18 protein-coding genes are annotated in these 18,683 nt (G+C 74.4%); 8 read left to right on the top strand and 10 right to left on the bottom strand.

All coding sequences use genetic code 11. From position 1 onward, the window contains the following. Window positions 1-7: 7 nt before the first annotated feature. The gene (locus ACLE50_RS13190) at window positions 8-751 is read right to left on the bottom strand and encodes a GNAT family N-acetyltransferase (protein WP_410943794.1); all 744 of its coding nucleotides are present in this window, start codon (window positions 749-751) and stop codon (window positions 8-10) included. A 131-nt stretch (window positions 752-882) separates the two neighbouring features. Here ACLE50_RS13190 and galK point away from each other — a divergent pair, with 131 nt between their 5' ends. The 3 genes from galK (at window position 883) to ACLE50_RS13175 (ending at window position 5,218) form a co-directional block, all read left to right on the top strand. Beyond that, a complete protein-coding gene (gene galK, locus ACLE50_RS13185) occupies window positions 883-2,100 on the top strand; it encodes a galactokinase (RefSeq protein WP_410943793.1) in 1,218 nt (405 codons plus the stop codon). Between the two features lie 190 nt (window positions 2,101-2,290). Then, window positions 2,291-3,784, top strand: coding sequence for a glucose-6-phosphate dehydrogenase (gene zwf / locus ACLE50_RS13180; protein ID WP_410943792.1), 1,494 nt, complete (start codon window positions 2,291-2,293; stop codon window positions 3,782-3,784). Between the two features lie 237 nt (window positions 3,785-4,021). Further along, a complete protein-coding gene (locus ACLE50_RS13175; RefSeq protein ID WP_410943791.1) occupies window positions 4,022-5,218 on the top strand; it encodes a P1 family peptidase in 1,197 nt (398 codons plus the stop codon). A gap of 15 nt (window positions 5,219-5,233) precedes the next feature. Here the strand turns inward: ACLE50_RS13175 and ACLE50_RS13170 are convergent, their stop codons facing one another. The 3 genes from ACLE50_RS13170 to ACLE50_RS13160 are packed head-to-tail and all read right to left on the bottom strand — an operon-like array spanning window position 5,234 to window position 8,955. Beyond that, on the bottom strand, window positions 5,234-6,421 hold the full coding sequence (locus ACLE50_RS13170; protein WP_410943790.1) for a CaiB/BaiF CoA transferase family protein: 1,188 nt from the start codon (window positions 6,419-6,421) through the stop codon (window positions 5,234-5,236). Between the two features lie 15 nt (window positions 6,422-6,436). After that, window positions 6,437-7,618: an acyl-CoA dehydrogenase family protein gene (locus ACLE50_RS13165; RefSeq protein ID WP_410943789.1), complete on the bottom strand. Its 1,182-nt coding sequence runs from the start codon at window positions 7,616-7,618 to the stop codon at window positions 6,437-6,439. Continuing rightward, on the bottom strand, window positions 7,603-8,955 hold the full coding sequence (locus ACLE50_RS13160; protein ID WP_410943788.1) for an MFS transporter: 1,353 nt from the start codon (window positions 8,953-8,955) through the stop codon (window positions 7,603-7,605). The genes ACLE50_RS13165 and ACLE50_RS13160 overlap by 16 nt, the downstream gene beginning before the upstream one ends. Window positions 8,956-9,078: 123 nt before the next feature. Between ACLE50_RS13160 and ACLE50_RS13155 the strand changes: the two genes are divergently transcribed. After that, window positions 9,079-9,798 (top strand): IclR family transcriptional regulator, encoded by a 720-nt coding sequence (locus ACLE50_RS13155; RefSeq protein ID WP_410943787.1) that lies wholly within the window; start codon window positions 9,079-9,081, stop codon window positions 9,796-9,798. A gap of 1 nt (window position 9,799) precedes the next feature. Here ACLE50_RS13155 and cobM read toward each other — a convergent pair whose 3' ends face one another. The 3 genes from cobM to cobT are packed head-to-tail and all read right to left on the bottom strand — an operon-like array spanning window position 9,800 to window position 13,492. Further along, on the bottom strand, window positions 9,800-10,543 hold the full coding sequence (cobM, locus tag ACLE50_RS13150) for a precorrin-4 C(11)-methyltransferase (RefSeq protein ID WP_410943786.1): 744 nt from the start codon (window positions 10,541-10,543) through the stop codon (window positions 9,800-9,802). Next, window positions 10,540-11,760 carry a precorrin-6y C5,15-methyltransferase (decarboxylating) subunit CbiE gene (gene cbiE / locus ACLE50_RS13145; RefSeq protein ID WP_410943785.1) on the bottom strand — a complete coding sequence of 407 codons (1,221 nt, stop codon included), beginning with the start codon at window positions 11,758-11,760 and terminating at the stop codon, window positions 10,540-10,542. Before cbiE ends, cobM begins: the two co-directional genes overlap by 4 nt. Continuing rightward, complete coding sequence (gene cobT, locus ACLE50_RS13140; RefSeq protein ID WP_410943784.1) at window positions 11,753-13,492, bottom strand: nicotinate-nucleotide--dimethylbenzimidazole phosphoribosyltransferase; 1,740 nt, start codon at window positions 13,490-13,492, stop codon at window positions 11,753-11,755. Before cobT ends, cbiE begins: the two co-directional genes overlap by 8 nt. A 138-nt stretch (window positions 13,493-13,630) precedes the next feature. Here cobT and ACLE50_RS13135 point away from each other — a divergent pair, with 138 nt between their 5' ends. Beyond that, complete coding sequence (locus tag ACLE50_RS13135; protein WP_410943783.1) at window positions 13,631-13,990, top strand: YchJ family protein; 360 nt, start codon at window positions 13,631-13,633, stop codon at window positions 13,988-13,990. Between the two features lie 95 nt (window positions 13,991-14,085). Beyond that, complete coding sequence (locus tag ACLE50_RS13130; RefSeq protein WP_410943782.1) at window positions 14,086-14,784, top strand: hypothetical protein; 699 nt, start codon at window positions 14,086-14,088, stop codon at window positions 14,782-14,784. On the opposite strand, the gene ACLE50_RS13125 is transcribed toward ACLE50_RS13130, so the two are convergent. Further along, a complete protein-coding gene (locus ACLE50_RS13125) occupies window positions 14,774-14,992 on the bottom strand; it encodes a hypothetical protein (protein WP_410943781.1) in 219 nt (72 codons plus the stop codon). The two genes, ACLE50_RS13130 and ACLE50_RS13125, sit on opposite strands and share 11 nt — an antisense overlap. Window positions 14,993-15,124: 132 nt before the next feature. Here ACLE50_RS13125 and ACLE50_RS13120 point away from each other — a divergent pair, with 132 nt between their 5' ends. Both ACLE50_RS13120 and ACLE50_RS13115 read left to right on the top strand, forming a co-directional pair. Next, the gene (locus tag ACLE50_RS13120; protein ID WP_410943780.1) at window positions 15,125-16,300 is read left to right on the top strand and encodes a CaiB/BaiF CoA transferase family protein; all 1,176 of its coding nucleotides are present in this window, start codon (window positions 15,125-15,127) and stop codon (window positions 16,298-16,300) included. 52 nt (window positions 16,301-16,352) lie between these two features. After that, window positions 16,353-16,835: a DUF4188 domain-containing protein gene (locus tag ACLE50_RS13115; RefSeq protein WP_410943779.1), complete on the top strand. Its 483-nt coding sequence runs from the start codon at window positions 16,353-16,355 to the stop codon at window positions 16,833-16,835. Between the two features lie 36 nt (window positions 16,836-16,871). On the opposite strand, the gene ACLE50_RS13110 is transcribed toward ACLE50_RS13115, so the two are convergent. Together ACLE50_RS13110 and ACLE50_RS13105 are read right to left on the bottom strand one after the other, a co-directional pair. Next, the gene (locus tag ACLE50_RS13110) at window positions 16,872-18,053 is read right to left on the bottom strand and encodes an acyltransferase family protein (protein ID WP_410943778.1); all 1,182 of its coding nucleotides are present in this window, start codon (window positions 18,051-18,053) and stop codon (window positions 16,872-16,874) included. Further along, entirely contained in the window at window positions 18,011-18,679 is a 669-nt protein-coding gene (locus tag ACLE50_RS13105) for a TetR/AcrR family transcriptional regulator (RefSeq protein ID WP_410943777.1), read from the bottom strand. The genes ACLE50_RS13110 and ACLE50_RS13105 overlap by 43 nt, the downstream gene beginning before the upstream one ends. Between the last annotated feature and the right edge of the window lie 4 nt (window positions 18,680-18,683).

Raw genomic sequence — 18,683 nt, 5'->3', positions numbered from 1 at the left:
TGCGCCCTCAGCGGGCGGCGGGCGTGCGCAGCTGGTCGAACCGCATCGGGCGGTGGAGGGTGAAGCCCATCGCGCGGTAGAGCCGGATCGCGTTCTCGTTGTCCTCGGCGGCGTGCAGCACCGGCAGCTCCCCGCGCTCGACGACAGCGTGTGCGACTGCACGCACGAGTGCCCCGGCCAGGCCGCGGCCGCGCCACGCGGGGTCGGTGCAGACCGCGGAGATCTCGGTGGCCCGGCTCCCGTCCGGGGCCTGCACCCGCATGCGCTCCCCCGCCATCGCGACCAGCCTGCCGTCGCCTGCGACGTCGCGGACGCCGAGGAACCCGCCCAGCTCCGCGGTGCGCGCCAGCCACGGCCCCGGACGGGTGCGCCCGGCCAGCTCGGCCATCTCCGCGTGGTCGTCCGGGCCGAGTGCGACCGCGCCCGGGTACGGCTCGGTGCGCAGCCCGGAGCCCTCCATCTGCACCCCGGGGAACGGCCGCTCCAGCGCCCAGCCCGCGGGCGGCTCCGGCGGGGTGTCCCCCGCCCGCACCAGGACGACGAGCGCGCCCGGCCCGCACAGCGCGGCCAGGTCCGCCCAGTCCCCCGGCCCCGGCTCGGCGGGCAGCCCGCCGAACGGCGAGACCTCCGCGGTGAACCGGGCCGCGCCGCCGCGCACCGCGCCGAACGACGCCAGCCGCCCGCCCAGGGCGACGGGCACGGGGCAGGCGAGCGCGGCGTCGAGCGCCGGGGACGGGGACCGCACGTTCACGCCGACGATCTTCCTCTCCGCGCGCAGCCGCACACACCGGCCCCGCAGCACCCGGGGCCGGCACAGCACCGAGGACTACAGCACCGAGGACTACCGTGGGCCGGTCAGGCCCGCACGGAGGAGTACCCCGCATGACCCGCCCCGCCCCGCACACCGCGTCCACACCGGACGGCCCCGCAGCGGCCGGTTCCGCACCGGCCGGACCCGCACCGTCGGCGGACACGGTCGCCGCCGCGTTCACCGAGCGCACCGGCCGTCCACCGGCCGGGGTCTGGGCCGCGCCGGGCCGGGTCAACCTGATCGGCGAGCACACCGACTACAACGACGGCTTCGTGCTGCCCTTCGCCATCCCGCAGCGCACCGTGCTGGCGGCCGCACCTGCGCCGGGCGGGACGAGCACCGTCCGCTCGGCGCAGGAGGACGGCGTCGTGGAATTCACCGCCGCCACCGTCGCGCCCGGGGACCTGCCGGGCTGGGCGGCCTACGTCGCGGGCACCGTCTGGGCGTTCCGGGAGGCCGGGTACCCGGTGGCCGAGCTCGACGTCGAGCTGGACTCCGACGTGCCGGTCGGGGCCGGGTTGTCGTCGTCGGCGGCGGTGGAGTGCGCGGCCGGGGTCGCGCTCGCCGGGCTGGCCGGCGTCGAGGTGGGCCCGACCGAGCTGGCCCGGATCGCGCGGCGTGCGGAGAACGCGTTCGTCGGCGCGCCGACCGGCGGGATGGACCAGATGGCGTCGATGCACGGCCGTGCCGGGCGGCTGGTCTTCCTCGACACCCGCGACGACGTCGTCGAGCTCGTGCCGTTCGACCTGCCCGCGCACGGCCTGGAACTGCTGGTCATCGACTCACGTGCCCCGCACGCGCACGCCGGCGGCGAGTACGGCGCCCGCCGCGCGGACTGCGAGGAGGCCGCCCGGGTGCTCGGCGTGCGGGCGCTGCGCGACGCGACCCCCGACGACGTCACGGTCATCGCCGACGACCGGGTCCGGCGCCGCGCCCGGCACGTCGTCACCGAGAACGCCCGGGTACTCGAGGTCGTGCGGCTGCTGTCCGCGGGCGCGGACCCGCGGGAGATCGGCCCGCTGCTCGACGCCTCGCACGTCTCGATGCGCGACGACTTCGCGATCACCGTCCCGCACATCGACGTCGCGGTGGAGGCGGCGCGGGCCGGTGGCGCGGTCGGAGCGCGGATGACCGGTGGCGGCTTCGGCGGCTGCGTCATCGCGCTGTGCCCGGCCGAGGCCGCGACCGCCGTCACCGACGCGGTCCGGGCCGCCTACGCCGAGCGCGGCTGGCTCGCGCCGACCGTGTTCCCGGGTACGCCGAGCGACGGAGCCGGCCGCCTGGGCTGACCCGCCCGGCCGCCGCCCGCCGCGGCCGGAAACCGCTCGGCGCACGACCCGGAGACGAGACCCCTTCCGCTTTTCGGGTACCGATCGGAATCGGTACAGTAAGCAACCGCGGCTCCGACCCGGGCCGCGATCAGGCACCGATCACGTCACTCGACACACAAGGAGACGGCTCGTGCCGCACCCTCCCGTCATGGACCCCGCCGACATCGTCGTGTTCGGCGGCACCGGCGACCTCGCCATGCGCAAGCTCCTCCCCTCGCTCTACCTGCGCGACCGGGACGGCCAGCTCGGCGCAGGCACCCGGATCGTCGCCGTGTCCCGTTCCGGGCTCGACGACGCCGACTACCGCGACAAGGTCGACTCCGAGCTCCGCCGCACCGCTCCGCGCTGGTCCGGTGGCGACGAGGTCCCCGAGGGCCCCACCCTGCGCCGGTTCCTCGACCGCCTCCACCACGTCACCCTCGACGTCGCCGACGACGACTGGTCCCAGCTCTCGGACCTGCTGGGCAAGCCCGACGACCGCATCCGCGTGCTCTACCTGGCCTCGGCCCCGCAGCTGTTCGGCCGGATCTGTGTCGGCAGCGAGCAGGCCGGGATCGTCGACGACCGCACCCGCGTCGTCCTGGAGAAGCCGCTGGGCACCGACCTCGCGTCCGCCCGGGAGATCAACGACGAGGTCGGCTCGGTCTTCGCCGAGGAGCAGATCTACCGGATCGACCACTACCTCGGTAAGGAGACGGTGCAGAACCTGCTGGTCCTGCGCTTCGGCAACTCCCTGTTCGAGCCGCTGTGGAACGCCTCGCAGATCGACCACGTGCAGATCACCGTGTCCGAGTCGATCGGCGTCGGGAACCGGGCCGACTACTACGACGGCTCCGGCGCGCTGCGCGACATGGTGCAGAACCACCTGCTCCAGCTGCTGTGCCTGGTCGCCATGGAGCCCCCGGCCAAGATCGACGGCGAGGGCGTCCGCAACGAGAAGCTGAAGGTCCTGCAGTCGCTCAAGCCGCTCGAGGGGGCCGACGTCGTCCGCGACACCGTGCGCGGCCAGTACGTCGAGGGCCTGGTCGACGGCGAGGCTGTCCCGAGCTACGGCACCGAGCTGGCCGAGTCCCGTGCCGGGACCGAGCGGGAGCGCGAGACGTCGACGACCGAGACGTTCGTGGCGCTGCGTGCCGAGGTCGCGAACTGGCGCTGGGCCGGCGTGCCGTTCTACCTGCGTACCGGCAAGCGGCTGGCCAAGCACGCGTCGGAGATCGTCGTGCAGTTCAAGCCGGTCCCGCACTCGATCTTCCCCGCGTTCGGCGAGGAGATCCCGGCGAACCGGCTGGTGCTGCGGCTGCAGCCCGACGAGGGCGTCCGCCTGCACATGACCGCCAAGCAGCCCGGCCCCGGCGGGATCCGGCCGATCGCCGCGCCGCTGGACCTCAGCTTCGCCCGTACCTTCGGCGACCGGCTGCCGGACGCCTACGAGCGTCTACTGATGGACGTGCTGCGCGGCAACCCGACCCTGTTCATGCGTCGCGACGAGATCGAGGCCGCCTGGACCTGGGCGGAGCCGATCATGCGGACCTGGGAGTCGACCGACCAGCGGCCGCGGCCCTACGCCGCCGGGAGCTTCGGCCCGGCCTCGGCCACCGCGCTGATCGAGCGTGACGGCCGCGCCTGGCACGAGGAGTACTGAGGCTCCGGCCCCGCGGGTGCCGCGGCTGCACCTCCGGTCCCGCTGCCGCCGGCCTGGGCGGAGCCGCAGCCGGTGAGCACGGTCGCGGCGGTGAGAAGTGCGGCCACGCCCGAGGACAGCCGGGCGCGGTGGCGGATGATCAGGACATGGCCGCCTCGTTCACGTATTGCACGGCGTCTCATTCGTGTTGATCACTTGTGCCGCCGCGAGGTGTGCGCGCCAGGAGAGGAACCCCCGATGACCCGCTCCCGCCACCGCGCCCGGCTGTCCTCGGGCGTGGCCGCACTTCTCACCGCCGCGACCGTGCTCACCGGCTGCGGCTCCGCCCAGGCCGGCGGCAGCGGGACCGGAGGTGCAGCCGCGGCACCCGCGCGGCACGGCGCCGCCAACGCGATCACCGACGTCCCCGGCATCCGGGTCGGCCAGTACAACCGGGTGGGCGGCGGCTACGCCACCGGGACCAGCGTGGTGTGGGCACCCGACGGCGCGGTGGGCAGCGCCTACATCGGCGGCGGCTGGCCCGGCACCATCAACTCCGACGTCCTGCAGCCCGGGAAGAAGGACCAGCGGCTCGACGCCGCCGTCCTCTCCGGCGGCAGCTTCTTCGGCCTCGAGGCCTACGGCGGGGTCATGGAGTGGCTGCGCGGCCACCGGCACGGCCTCGTCGTCGGGCCCACCCCCGACCAGGTGGACCCCCTGGTGGCCCAGGCGATCGTGTTCGACCTCGCCCGCGGTGGCCGGTTCACCGCCCACCCCGATCAGACCTTCGGCACCAAGGCGATCGAGGCGGCCCGGACCGGGCCGGTCGCGCAGGGCAACGTCGGAGCCGGGACGGGCACGATCTCCAGCGCGAAGCAGGAGGTCGGGCCCCGGCTCAAGGGCGGCGTCGGTACCGCCAGCACCGTGCTCGACGGCGGCGTCACGGTCGGTGCCGTCGCCGCGGTCAACGCGATCGGCACCCCGGTCGACGCAGGCACCTGCGCGCTGCGGGGCACCGGGCAGAACGTCGGGAACGAGTTCGCCGGCTACCGGCCGCCCAGCGAGCAGGACTGCGCCGCGCTCAACGCCCGGACGGCCGCCGCGGGCGGCGCCCCGCCGAGCAGCCGGAGCGCGCCGGCGTCGCACCCCAACACGACCATCTCGGTGGTCGCGACCGACGCGAAGCTCAGCCGCGAGCAGGCCCACGAGCTCGCGAGGACGCTGAACGACGGCTACACCGACGTGCTCCGGCCGTTCAACTCCGTCGACGACGGCGACTCGGTGTTCGCCATGTCCACCGACAAGGTCGCGATCTCCGACGAGCAGTTCCGGCAGCTGCTGGCCGCGGCCAGGGGCCTGTCCGGCCGGGTCGTCGCGCACGCAATGCTCGACGCGACCTCGACCCCGTTCGCACCGAGCTACTGCGACGCCCTGCCGTCGGCGTGCGTGAAGTAGGCGGGCGACCGGCGCTCACCGCTCCCCCACGACCCCCTCGGTGATCGCCGCGTCGATCGCCGCGGAGTCGTAGCCCAGCTCGGCGAGGACGTCGCGGGTATCGGTCCCGGCCCGGTGCACCGACGGCACCGCCCGTCCCGGCGAGCGCTCCAGGGTGACCGGCACCCCGATCCCCCGGTAGCCGTCACCCTCGACGACGAGCCCCCGGTGCCGCACCTGCGGCGAGCTCAGGGCCTCGCCGACGTCGTGCACCGGCGAGACCGGGACGCCCTGGGCGAGCAGCTCCGTGGTGACCTCGTCGCGGGTCCGGCCCCCCAGCAGGGCGACGAGCCGCTCCCGCAGGGTGTCGCGGTTCCGCACCCGGTCCGGGTTGTGCCGGAACCGCGGGTCCTCGATCAGCTCGGGCGCCCCGAGTGCCCGGGCGAGCAGCCCGAACTGCCGGTCGTTACCCACGCCGATGAACACCGGGCCATCGGCGGCGGGGAACGCGTCGTAGGGCGCGACGGTCGGGTGCGCGGACCCCGAGCGTGGCGCCTGGGAGCCGTCCGCGAGCCACGTCCCGGAGTGCGGGTGCAGCAGGCTGACCGCCGAGTCCAGCAGCGAGACGTCCACCAGCTGGCCGAGCCCGGAGGTCTCCCGCTCGTAGAGCGCCAGCAGGATCCCGGAGAACGCGTGCATCCCGGTCACCGCGTCGACGACCGGGACCCCCACCCGCGTCGGGGGTCCACCGGCCGCACCGTTGATGCTCATCAGTCCCGAGTACGCCTGCAGCACCGCGTCGTAGCCGGGCATCCCGCCGAGCGGACCGTCGACACCGAACCCGGTGATCCGGCAGTGCACCAGCCGCGGGAACCGCTCGCGCAGGGTGTCGCGGTCCCAGCCCCAGCGTTCCAGGGTGCCTGCCTTGAAGTTCTCCACGACGACGTCGGCGCGGTCCAGCAGCCGGTCCACCACCTCGCGCCCGGCCGCCCCGCCGAGGTCGACGACGACGTTGCGCTTGTTGCGGTTGAGGTTCGTGTAGTACGCGCTGGTGCCGTTCGCGAGGAACGGCGGGCCCCAGTGCCGGGTCTCGTCACCGGCCGGGCCCTCGACCTTGATCACGTCGGCACCGTGGTCGGCCAGCATCTGCGCGCAGTACGGCCCGGCCAGCACCCGCGAGAGGTCGACCACGCGCAACCCGTCCAGGCTCGGTCGTGTTCCCATCGGTTCTCCCCCCCCTCAGTACGACCGCGGCAGGCCGAGCACGTGCTGGGCGACGTAGTTGAGCACCATCTCCTGGCTGATCGGTGCCAGTCGCAGCAGCCGAGCCTCCCGGAAGTAGCGCTCCACGTGGTACTCACGGGCGTAGCCCATCCCGCCGTGGGTCTGGACCGCGGCGTCGGCGGACTGGAATCCGGCGTCGGCGCACAGCCACTTCGCCATGTTCGCCTCCCTCCCGCAGGGCAGGCCCTCGTCGTAGCGCCAGGCGGCGTGCCGGGCGACGAGCTCGGCGGCGTCCAGCCGGGTGGCGGCCTCGGCCAGCGGGAACGCGATGCCCTGGTTCTGCCCGATCGGGCGGTCGAACACCACACGCTCACCGGCGTAGCGGACGGCACGGCCCAGCGCGGCCCGCCCGATGCCCAGCGCCTCGTGCGCGAGCAGGATCCGCTCGGGGTTGAGGCCGTCGAGCAGGTAGCGGAACCCCCGGCCCTCCTCGCCGACCCGTGCCGCGGCAGGCACCCGGAACCCGTCCATGACGACCTCGTAGGACGACACGGCGTTGCGTCCCATCTTCGGGATCGCCCGCAGCTCGACCTGCCCGGACGCGACCCCCTCGTCGAGGTCGACGAGGAACAGGCTCATCCCGTCCGTGGGTTTCGCCCCCGCGGTTCGCGGTGTCGTGCGCGCGATCAGCACCATCTTCTGCGACCGGCCCGCCTTGGTGATCCAGACCTTGCGGCCGTCGATCACGTAGTCGCCACCCGCCTCCCGGCGGGCGAACGTGGAGATCCGGGTGGTGTCGGTGCCGGCGTCGGGTTCGGTGACGCCGAAGCACACGTGCAGCGACCCGTCCGCGGCACGGGGCAGGACCTCGGAACGCATGGCCTCGTCGCCGTGCTTCACGATGGTGTTCAGCCCGAAGATCGTCAGGTGCATCGTGCTGCAGCCGTTCATCCCGGCCCCGGACGCGGCGACCTCCTCCAGCAGCAGCGCGGCCTCCAGGACGCCGAGCCCGCCACCGCCGTAGGTCTCGGGCACGGCGATGCCGAGCCACCCGGCGTCGGCGAATGCGTCGTAGAACTCCTCCGGGAACCGTACGGCCTGGTCGTGCTCGGCCCAGTACTCGTCGTCGAACCGGGCGGCGAGCGCGCGCACCGCCTTCCGGATGTCCTCCTGCTCGGTGGTCAGCGCGAAGTCCACACCGCTCCCTCCTCGTCCGAAGGGGCCGGGGCGACGGTGTTCGCCATCCGTCCCCGCTGGTTGAACAGCACACCCGCCGCGATGCAGAGCGCGGCGGCCAGGAACATCAGTGACACCGGCCAGGACGCGTGCCCCGGGGTCGCCGCGACCACCGCGAGCGCGCCGAGTGGGGCCAGACCACCGACGACGCCGGCCACTTCCCGGCCGATGCCGAGCCCCGAGGCGCGGACCTCGGTCGGGAACTGCTGGGCGAAGTACGCACCGGACGCGGCGAGCATCACCGGCATGATGATCCCCGTCCCGACGACGAGCACCGCGATGATCGCGACGGGTGAACCGCTGTCGAGCGCCCAGAAGAACGGGAACGCCAGCACCGCGACACCGGCCGCCCCCGCGCCGACGACCGTGCCGGGCGCGAAGCGGTCGCAGAGCCTGCCCGCGAACGGGACGACGACGATCGCGACCGCGCTCGCGATCGTGACGCCGAGCGGGCCGACGTTGGCCGCGACACCGCGGAACTGCACGAGATAGGTGAGGCTGAAGGTCTTGTAGACGTAGCTGCCCGCCAGGTAGCCGATCGTCACCAGTCCGACGACCACCACCCCGCGCCAGTGCCCGCGGAACAGGTCGCGCAGTGGTGTCGTCGCGGGCCGGGCGGCGGCGCGGTCGGCGACCTTCGCGAACTCCGGGGTCTCCGGCATCCGGGCCCGTACCCACACCCCGATGGCGACGAGCGCGAAGCTCGCGAGGAAGGGGACCCGCCAGCCCCACTCGACGAGCCAGGTGCGGTCGAGGCTGGTCAGGATCGTGACGACGAGCGACGCGGCGAACAGGCCGACGTTCACCCCGAACGCCGGCCAGGCGGCGAACCGGCCGCGCCGCGCGGCGTCGGAGTGCTCGTAGCTGACCGCGATCGCGCTTCCGAGCTCCGCGCCTGCGCCGAGCCCCTGCGCGATCCGCAGCACGACGAGCAGCACCGGGGCCAGCACACCGATCGTCGCGTAGGACGGGATCAGCCCGATCAGCCCGGACGAGACGCCCATCAGCAGGAACGTCACCGCCAGGACCCGCTTGCGGCCGATCCGGTCACCGAGCAGCCCGAACAGCAGTCCGCCGAGCGGGCGGACGACGAACCCGACGGCGAAGGTCGCGATCGCGGCCAGCGCCCCGGCGACGGGGCTCTGCGCCGGGAAGAACACCGCACCGAAGACGACCGCGGCCATCGAGGCGAAGAGGTAGAAGTCGAACCACTCCAGCGCGGAGCCGATCACGACCGCCGGGACGACGGTGCGGGCCGGCGCCGGCGAGGGTCCGGAGTGCGCGGGGTCAGGGGTCACGGCGTCCGTCCTCTGCGTCGTTGCAGTGCACGTGTACGTATTTACGAACGGTCGTACGTCATTCCGTATCGCGATGCTAAGTTGTCGGCGATCGTGAGGTCAACTACGGAAAGGGCGGACGCCGTGGCCCAGCAGCACCGGACCGTCAGCCGGGTCCTGCGGATCCTCGAGGCGGCCGCGACGAGCGAGGACGGGATCACCCTGGCCGGGCTCGCCACCGAGCTCGATTCGCCGAAGACCTCGGTGCACGGGTTCGTGAAGGGCCTCGTCGCGGAGGGCTACCTGACCGAGGGCGGCGGCCGGTACTTCCTCGGCCCGGCTCTGGGGGCGCTCATGCCCGACGCGTCGGCGACGCTGAGCCGCTACGCGCTCCCGCTGATGCGCGAGCTGCGCGACGAGGTCGGCGAGACGGTGACCCTCGCCGTGCGCGTCGGGGACTCGCTGGTCAACACCGAGTCGGTGCGCTCGGAGAACGTGATCGGCTACTCGGCGCCGCTGCAGCTGCGCCGACCACTGTGGCCGACGAGTGCGGGCAAGGTGTTCCTCTCCGCGGACCCGCACGCGCGGGCGACGCTGGAGCGGATGCTCACCGCCGGGCCGGAGTACCCGGTCCCCGACCTCGACGCCGAGGTGCTGCCCGAGCTGGCCACGATCGCGCGCACCGGCATCGCGCACAACCGGGGTGAGACCGTCGGGGACGTCAGCGCCGCCGCGGTCGGGCTGCGCCGCGCCGGGCGGCTGGTCGCGGTGCTGTCGATCGCCGGGCCCCGGGAACGGCTGGGACCGCGCCTCGACGAGGTCGGGGAGCTGCTGCGGGCCCGGCTGGACCGGGCGGAGCGCTGAGTCAGCTCCGGCAGCGCTCCGCCGAGTACAGGTGCGAGTCCGGGAAGTGCCGGGCCGCCAGCGCCTCCCCCACGATGATCACCGCGGTGCGCTGGATCCCCGCCTCGTCGACGGCCTTGGGCAGGGCCTCCAGCGTCCCGCGCAGCACGATCTCGTGCGCCCGCGACGCGTGCGCCACGACCGCGGCCGGGCAGTCGCCGCCGTAGCTGGGGGCGAGCGCGTCGACGACCTCCTGGATGCGGTGCACGGCCAGGTGCAGCACGACGGTGCCGCCTGCCGAGCCCAGCTTGTCGAGGCCCTCGTTGTCGGGCATCGGGGTCGCGCGGGCGGCGATCCGGGTGAGCGTGACGGTCTGCGCGACGGTCGGCACGGTCAGCTCGCGGCCGAGCGCGGCGGCCGCGGCGGCGTAGGCGGGGACGCCGGGGCAGACGTCGTAGGGCACGCCCTCGGCCTCCAGCCGGCGCATCTGCTCGGCCACCGCGGAGAACACCGACGGGTCCCCGGACGCGAGCCGGGCGACGTCGAGCCCGTGCCGGTGCGCCCGCACCATCTCCTCGACGATCTCGTCGAGGGTCATCAGCGCGGTGTCGGTCGTGCGCGCCCCGGGCGGGCAGATCGCCAGCATCTCCGGCGGGACGAGGCTGCCGGCGTAGAGGCACACCGGCGAGGCCGCGATGAGGTCACGGGCCCGCAGCGTCAGCAGGTCGACCGCGCCGGGGCCGGCCCCGATGAAGTGCACCGTCACGGCAGGTTCTCCTTCTCGTACGTCCAGATGGTCACCGGCATCGCCGGGCGCCAGCCGTGGAATCCCCCGACCGGCTCGGCCCGCGACACCTGCACGCGCACCAGCTCGCCGCCGTGCGCAGCGTGCGCCGCGGCGAGCGCGGCCTCGCTCTGCACGGTCACCGCGTTCGCGACGATCCGCCCGCCCGGCCCCAGCGCGTCCAGGCACGCGTCGAGGACACCGGCGCGGGTCAGCCCACCGCCGACGAACACCACGTCCGGCCGCTCCAGGTCGGCCAGCGCGTCCGGCGCCGGACCCACGACGACCTTCAGGCCGGGAACACCGAGCGCAGCGGCGTTGGCGGCGATCCGCTCCGCGCGCTCCGGGCGGGACTCGACGGCGACCGCCCGGCAGGTCCGGTCCGCGCGCATCCACTCGATCCCGATCGAGCCGGATCCGGCGCCGACATCCCACAGCAGCTCGCCGGGCCGCGGCGCGAGGTGGGCGAGGGTGACCGCGCGGACGTCACGCTTGGTGAGCTGGCCGTCGTGGACGTAGGCGTCGTCGGGCAGGCCGGGGGTCTCGCCGAGCAGCCGGGTGCCGCGCTCGGGCACCGCCTCGACCGCGACGACGTTCAGCGCGTCGGACTCGCCGCGCCAGCCCGCCGCGGTCCCCGTGACGACGCGCTCGTCGGCCGCACCGAGCCGTTCCAGGACGGTCATCCGCGACGGGCCCCAGCCGGCGTCGTCGAGCAGGGCGGCGATCTGCGACGGCGACCCGGCCCCGGCGCTGAGCACCAGCAGCCGGGCCCCGGGCGCGAGCGCGCGGCGCAGCGCGTCGAGCGGACGCCCGACGACCGAGAGCACCGTGACGTGCTCGGAGCCCCAGCCGAGCCGGGCGCACGCCAGCGCCGCCGACGACGGGTGGGTCAGCACCCGCAGCCGCTCGGGTCCGGCGATCCGGGCCAGCGTCGCGCCGATCCCGAAGAACATCGGGTCGCCCGAGGCGAGCACGGCGACGCGGCGGCCGTCGTACTCCTCGAGCAGGCCGGGCAGCGCCGGGACCAGCGGCGACGGCCACGCCCGGCGCTCGCCGGTGACGTCGTCGGGCAGCAGGTCGAGCTGGCGCGGGCCGCCGAGGAGCACCTCGGCGTCGTGGAGAGCGGCGCGGGAGGGTTCCGGGAGCCCGGCCCAGCCGTCGGCGCCGAGGCCCACCACCGTCAGGGGCGCGTCACCCATCGGTCTTGTCGGTGACGCCCGCGCTGTCGAAGGTGGCGACGTCGTTCAGTGCGCGGGCCGCGCCCTGCAGCACCGGCAGCGCGAGCAGCGCACCGGTCCCCTCGCCGAGCCGCATGTCCAGCTCCAGCAACGGGGACAGGCCGAGATGGCCGAGCGCGGTGACTGCGCCGGGCTCGGCGGACCGGTGCCCGGCCAGGCAGTACTCCACACAGGACGGTGCGAACGCGGCGGCGACCAGCGCGGCGGCACCGGCGCTGACGCCGTCGAGCACCACCGGGACGCCGAGCGCGGCGCCGCCGAGGATCAGTCCGGCCAGCCCGGCGTGCTCGTACCCGCCGACGGCGGCCAACGCCCCGAGCGGGTCGCTCGCCTCGGGCCGGTGCAGGGCGAGCGCGCGGCGGACGACGTCGGTCTTGTGCGCGAGCATCTCGTCGTTCACCCCGGTGCCGCGCCCGGTGACCTCGGACGGGTCGGCCCCGGTGAACGCGCAGATCAGCGCGGCGGCGGGGGTGGTGTTGGCGATGCCCATGTCACCGGTGATCAGGCACCGGTTCCCGGCGGCGACCAGGTCGCGGGCGACCTCGATGCCGTGCTCGACGGCCTGGCTCGCCTGCTCGCGGGTCATCGCGGGCCCGGCGGTCATGTCGGCGGTGCCGCGGGCGACCTTGCGCGGCAGCAGCCCCGGCAGCGGCGGCAGCTCCGCGGCGACCCCGGCGTCGACGACCTGGACCTCGGCGCCGAGCTGGCGGGCGAAGGCGTTCACCACGGCCCCGCCGGCCAGGAAGTTGACCACCATCTGCGCGGTGACCTCGCGCGGCCACGGCGTGACGTGCTGGGCGTGCACCCCGTGGTCCCCGGCGAACACCGCGACAGCGGCCGGGCTGGGCACCGGCGGCGGGCAGGTCCCGGCGATCGCGGCGAGGGTGGCGGCGAGGTCCTCGACCCGGCCGAGCGCGCCGCGGGGCTTGGTCATCCGGTCGAGCCGGTCGCGCGCGGCGGACCGGGCGCTGTCGTCGGCCGGGGTGATGCGGGCGATCGTGCTGTCCAGCAGCGTGGCAGGCGTGGTTCCCGGCAGACCGCGAGCCGCCCAGCTCTCCTGGTGCACGGTCCACTCCAGCGGGCGCCGGCGGGCCCAGCCGTGGCCCTCCAGCTCGGGACGGTCGGGGAAGTCGTCGACGTGGCCGACGCAGAGGTAGGCGACGACCTCGACGTGGTCGGGCAACCCGAGCAGCTCGTGCAGGTCGGCCAGACCGGCGTCGTCGAAGAAGCTGACCCAGCCGACGCCGAGGTCCTCCGCACGGGCCGCGAGCCACAGGTTCTGCACCGCCGTGGCCGCGGAGTACAGGCCCATCTCCGGGCGGTCGTAGCGACCCAGGGTGTGCCGTCCGCCGCGCGTCGGGTCGGCGGTGATGACGATGTTGAGCGGGGTCTCGCGGATCGCCTCGATCCGGATCGAGCGCAGCTTCTCCGCGCGTGCCGCAGGCAGCGACGCGGCGTAACGCTCGCGGTGGGCGTCGACGAGTTCGTACACGCGCTCACGGGTGCGCGGGTCGCGGACCAGCACGAAGTCCCACGGCTGGGAGAACCCGACGCTCGGCGCGGCGTGCGCGGCCTCGAGCACGCGGGTCAGCACGGCGTCGTCGATCGGATCCGGACGGTAACCGGTGCGGACGTCCCGCCGGTGGTGCACGACGTCGTAGAACCCCTGCACCGCGGCGAACCTCCCGGTCATTGCGCCCAGCCCCGACGTGGACGGCGGTCGAGCCGACCACACGCATGCACGCATGGTCAACCGACGGCCCGGTGCCGGTCGGGCACCTCACACACCGTCACATGCGGGTCCGGTCATGGGCCCGGCCATACTGTGCCCATGAGCTGTCCCTGCGGAACCGGCCGCCCCGAGGACGCGTGCTGCGGGCCCGTGCTCGACGGACGCCCGGCCCCGACCGCGGAGGCCCTCATGCGCAGCCGCTACACCGCGTTCGTGCGCGGCGACGCGGCGTACCTGCGGTCGTCCTGGCATCCGTCGACGCGGCCGCGGAAGCTCCGCCTGGAGCCGGGCTCGGTGTGGACCGGCCTGGAGATCGTCGGCCGGTCGGGCGGAGCGCTGTTCGACACCGACGGCGTCGTCGAGTTCCGGGCGCACCGGGTCGACGGAGTACTGCGGGAGCGCAGCCGGTTCGTCAAGGAGGACGGGCGCTGGCTCTACCTCGACGGTGACGTCTCGTGAGATGCGCCGTGCCGTGACGGTGCGCCGTCTCGTGCCGGGGTAACGCCCGGGCACCCCCCGCCGAGCACCTCTCGGTTCGTGACGAGGGGGGCGGGATGGCGAATCCGAATCAGCCGCGGGACAGCAAGGGACGCTGGACGAAGTCCCCGTGGCCGATCGCGTGGACGTTCGTCCTCGCGATCGCCGTCGCCGCCGGTGGTGGCGGGGTCGGTGCGGCGACCGCCGGCTCCTCGCTCTCCTCGGGCGCCTCGTCGTCCGGCTCCTCGTCGGCCGGTTCCGGGAAGTCCTCCTCGGCGCGCTCCGGGAAGTCGAACTCGGCGAGGTCCGAGCGGGCCCGCTCCGCCCGCGACCGGCAGCAGAGCGCACTCGTCCGCCGCCTGGCCCGCGACGCCCGTGTCGTCCGGCGGCTCGACGCCTCCGCAGGCACCGACTGCGCCGCGGTGTCCTACGGCCGGGCCCGCACGTTCTTCCGGACGCACCCGTGCGAGTCGGTGGTCCGGCTGCTGGTCGAGGTCCGCGAGGGCGCTGCGCGGGCCTACGTCGCGGTGGCGGTCGTCGAGATGCCGACGACCGACGACGCCGAGGCGTGGCAGTCGCTGGTCGACACCCACGGCACCGGCAACATCCGCGAGCTGCGCACGCCCCGCCCGGTGCACTGGACCGGCCGCTGGTACCGCTCGGACCGCGACGGCCGGATCGTCACCAACGCGCAGGCCGAGCCGGTCGTGCCCGGTGGCGCGGCCGGGCGGCTCGCGGCTGCGGCCGCGGCCGCGGCCGACGCGGTCACCGGCTGACCCGCGGCACGAAGCTGCCGCACAGCCGCCAGCCCGACGCGGTCGGCTCCCAGTGCAGGTCGTCGCCGCCGAGCCGGCTGTCTCCGGGGCGCGGATCCATCGTCTCCAGCCGGGTCCAGAGCTCCTCGTGCGCCTGGCCGAACGCCCGTAGCGCCGCCCCCACCCGCACCAGGAACCGGCCGAACCGCTCGCCGTCCGTGCTGCTCATGACGTCGAGCGTGCGCCGGCGGACCGCCACACACGAGTGGCGCCTCCGTCGACGTCCGGCAAGATCCTGCCACGTCCCACGATGATCGTCGTCACAGCCGTGCGACGGACCGGCGGGGCTAGCGTCGGGACCGTGGAACGACCGCTGGACGGGCCCGCCGACGCGCCCACCCCCGGACCGCTCGACGGCGTGCTCGTCGCCGACTTCTCCCGCGTGCTGGCCGGGCCGTACGCGACGATGATGCTCGGCGATCTGGGCGCCACGGTGATCAAGGTCGAGGGTCCGCACGGGGACGACACCCGCACCTGGAAGCCGCCGGTCGACGACGGCGGGATCGCGACCTACTACCTCTCGATCAACCGCAACAAGCGCTCGGTCGTGCTCGACCTGACCGACCCCGGCGACCTCGCCGCGGCGCAGGAGCTGGCCCGGCGCGCGGACGTCGTCGTGGAGAACATGAAGCCCGGCGGGATGACCCGCTTCGGGCTGGACCACCCGACCGTCGCCGCGACGAACCCGTCGGTCGTCTACTGCTCGATCTCCGGGTTCGGCACGCACGGCGGAGCACACCTGCCGGGCTACGACCTGCTCGTCCAGGCCGTGTCCGGGCTGATGAGCCTCACCGGCGACGCAGGCGGCCCGCCCTACCGCGCGGGCGTGGCGGTGTTCGACGTGCTCACCGGCCTGCACGCCGCGTACGCGATCGCCGCCGCGCTGCGGCACCGCGAGCGGACCGGCGAGGGCCAGCTGCTGGAGACGAACCTGCTGTCGGTGGCGATGTCGACGCTGGTCAACCAGTCCGAGGCCTACGTCGGCGCCGGCGCGGTGCCGCACCGGATGGGCAACGAGCACCCGAGCGTGTTCCCGTACCAGCCGATGCCGACCGGCGACGGCGAGCTGATCGTGATCGCCGCGAACGACGGCCAGTTCCGCAAGCTCGCCACCGTGCTCGGCGACCCGGCGATGGCCGAGGACCCGCGGTTCACGACGATGTCGGACCGGATCTCCCACCGCGGCGAGATCGAGCAGCGGCTGCGCGCCCGGCTCGCGACGCGCTCGGCGCAGGACTGGTACGCCGCGCTCACCGAGGTGGGCGTGCCGTGCGGGCCGATCAACTCCGTCGACGGCGGTGTCGCGCTCGCCGAACGGCTGGGGCTGGAGCCGGTCGTGCGCGCCGACGACACCGCCGCCACCCCGACCGTCCGCAACCCGGTGACCTGGTCGGCGACGCCGCCGTCGTACCGGCGCTCTCCCCCGCCGCTCGGCGCGGACTCCGCCGAGGTCCGCGCCTGGCTCGCTGACGGATAGCCAGACTCTCCATATTCGGATAGTCTGAGTATCCGAATCGAGGAGGGGCATCATGGCGCCGTACACCCGGACCACGCACGCGACACCCGCCGACGGGACCGAGCTGGTCGTCTTCCTGATCGGCATGCGGATCCGGAAACCCTGGCGGGTCGACGCCTGGGCACCCGTGGCCGCCGCGATGCCGCGGATGTTGAAGGAGCTCTCCGCGGACCCGGCGTCCGGACTGCTCGGGTACCGCCTCACCCTCGGCGAGGACGGGCCGCTGGTGATCCAGTACTGGCGCGACCACGAGTCCCTCTACGGCTACGCCCGTGCCGCCGACCGCAGGCACCGTCCGGCCTGGGCGGCGTTCAACCGCCGCGCCCGCTCCGCTCCGGGGGCGGTCGGGATCTGGCACGAGACGTTCGTCGTGGCCGCGTCGGAGACGATCTACGGGGACATGCCGGCCTCCGGCCTGGCCAAGGCCCTCGGGGTACGCAGCCTGGACCCCGCGAGCACCGCAGCCGCCCGCCTGGCCGGCCCGGCACCCGCCTGATCGGCGCAGACGCGCCCCGTCACGGCTGCAGCGCCGTCACAGCACCCGACGCACCACCGGCACCCGCCGCACGGCCCACGCCGCACCCCAGCACGCGACGACCGAGCAGGCGAACAGCAGCGCCGCCTTGCCGAGTGCCGACGCGGCGACCCCGGCCAGCGCCACCCCGAGCCAGGCGACGATCGGGGCGTGCAGGACGTAGACGGCGTAGGCGTTCGACGACAGGAACCGCGCGACGGGCCCGGACCGGTTGCAGCACCGCCGTGCACCGACCAGCACCGCCGTCGTGATCGAGGCCGCGAACAGGCCGCCGAGTACCGCGACCAGGGCGGAGGTGGCGGTACCCCGGCCCGTCGCCGCGTCGCCGCCGGCGGTCAGGACGGCGAGCCAGCCGGGCCCGGTCAGCAGCGCGAGCACCGCCGCACCCACACCGGTGCGCCCCCGGAGCCGGGTGAACCAGTCCCGCCTGCCCCCGGCGATCCCGGCGGCGAAGCACAGCGCGTACTGCGGGAGCAGCCACACCGACGGCAGCCCCGGCCAGAACGTCCCGAGCGGCGCGACGGTCCACCACAGCCACGACGCCACCCCGATCAGCAGCCCGAACCCGCCGACGGCGAGCAGCCCCGGCGCCCGCCCCGGCACCACCGGCGCGGGCGAGCGCAGCAGCCGGATACCGGCGTAGACCAGCGAGAACGCCAGCAGCACCAGCACGAACCAGAGCGGACCGGGGTCGGGCCGCGCCATCGCCCAGAGCAGCGCGTTGCCGTCGCCCGGCTTCCACGCGGGCAGGTAGAAGATCGGCCGCAGCACCACGGCGAACGCCAGGAACGGCACCCCGAGGCGCAGCAGCCGGCCGCGGACGAACCCGGCGACACCGTGCCGGTCCACCGACCCGGGTACGAACCAGCCCGAGACCAGGAAGAACGCGCCCATGAACCACGCCTGGTTCAGCCCGAGGAACAGGTCCAGCAGCCCGGCCGAGGTGTCGTCGGGGCGCGGGTACTCGGTGTAGGTCCACACCGGGATGTGGGAGTAGGTGACCGCGCAGTGGTGCGCGACCACCAGCGCGGTGAGGCCGACGCGCACGGCATCCGGCCAGGCGGTCCGGCCACGCGCCGGGGCGCCGCCGGCGTGATCTGCCGTGCGGCCTGCTGTGCGATCTCCTGCTGTGCGATCTATCGGGCCGGGTCCTGCCCCGGCCGCTCCGATGGTGTCCATTCCCCGTCCCCCCGGGGTCGTCGGATGGCAGCCACGAGCAGGTCTGCCAGCTGGTCGGCGTGCGCGAGCAGATCGGTGTCCGGGCAGGCGATCCAGTAGCCGAACATCGCGTCGACGGCGGCCTGCACCGTCACCGCCATCACCCGGTGGTCGAACGCGCGGACCTCCCCGGCCCGTTCGGCGCGCTCGTACATCTGCTCCAGGCCGCGGTAGAGCACCTCGTTGTCGGCGACGGAGTAGCGCAGGCTGCCGTCCTTGCGCCGCAGGTGCGTGACGACCTCGGTGACCGCGACCAGCTCGTCGCGGTGCGCGAGACCGTCCCGGGCGACGGCACGCACGTGCTCGCGCACCGTCTCCAGCGGGCCGAGCCCCTCGAGCTGCGGCACGATCCGTTCGGCGATCCCGGTGTAGACGGCCGTGACCACTTCCTCCATCAGCTCCTCCTTGCCGGAGAAGTGGTAGGAGATGACGCCCTTCGAGACCCCCGCGGTCCGGGCGATGGCCGCGAGCGAGGCGTTGCCGAACCCCGCTGCGGCGACGGTCTCGACCGCGGCGGCGACGATCTGCCGCCGTCGTGCCTGCTCGATGAACGACTTCTGGCCGTCCGCCCGGGAATCTGACCGCACGGCC

Source organism: Pseudonocardia phyllosphaerae (genome assembly GCF_046546475.1).
GTDB lineage: Bacteria > Actinomycetota > Actinomycetes > Mycobacteriales > Pseudonocardiaceae > Pseudonocardia > Pseudonocardia phyllosphaerae.
Note: the sequence above shows the minus strand (reverse complement) of the source record. Positions and strands in the feature narration are given on the sequence as shown.

What these genes read in the sequence shown, in the direction of transcription:
- ACLE50_RS13130 (WP_410943782.1), top strand. Translation starts at nt 14,086, where the DNA reads ATGGCGAATCCGAATCAGCCGCGGGACAGCAAGGGACGCTGGACGAAG.
- cbiE (WP_410943785.1), bottom strand. Translation starts at nt 11,760, where the DNA reads ATGGGTGACGCGCCCCTGACGGTGGTGGGCCTCGGCGCCGACGGCTGG.
- ACLE50_RS13135 (WP_410943783.1), top strand. Translation starts at nt 13,631, where the DNA reads ATGAGCTGTCCCTGCGGAACCGGCCGCCCCGAGGACGCGTGCTGCGGG.
- ACLE50_RS13115 (WP_410943779.1), top strand. Translation starts at nt 16,353, where the DNA reads ATGGCGCCGTACACCCGGACCACGCACGCGACACCCGCCGACGGGACC.
- zwf (WP_410943792.1), top strand. Translation starts at nt 2,291, where the DNA reads ATGGACCCCGCCGACATCGTCGTGTTCGGCGGCACCGGCGACCTCGCC.
- galK (WP_410943793.1), top strand. Translation starts at nt 883, where the DNA reads ATGACCCGCCCCGCCCCGCACACCGCGTCCACACCGGACGGCCCCGCA.
- ACLE50_RS13175 (WP_410943791.1), top strand. Translation starts at nt 4,022, where the DNA reads ATGACCCGCTCCCGCCACCGCGCCCGGCTGTCCTCGGGCGTGGCCGCA.
- ACLE50_RS13125 (WP_410943781.1), bottom strand. Translation starts at nt 14,992, where the DNA reads ATGAGCAGCACGGACGGCGAGCGGTTCGGCCGGTTCCTGGTGCGGGTG.
- ACLE50_RS13170 (WP_410943790.1), bottom strand. Translation starts at nt 6,421, where the DNA reads ATGGGAACACGACCGAGCCTGGACGGGTTGCGCGTGGTCGACCTCTCG.
- ACLE50_RS13110 (WP_410943778.1), bottom strand. Translation starts at nt 18,053, where the DNA reads ATGGACACCATCGGAGCGGCCGGGGCAGGACCCGGCCCGATAGATCGC.
- cobT (WP_410943784.1), bottom strand. Translation starts at nt 13,492, where the DNA reads ATGACCGGGAGGTTCGCCGCGGTGCAGGGGTTCTACGACGTCGTGCAC.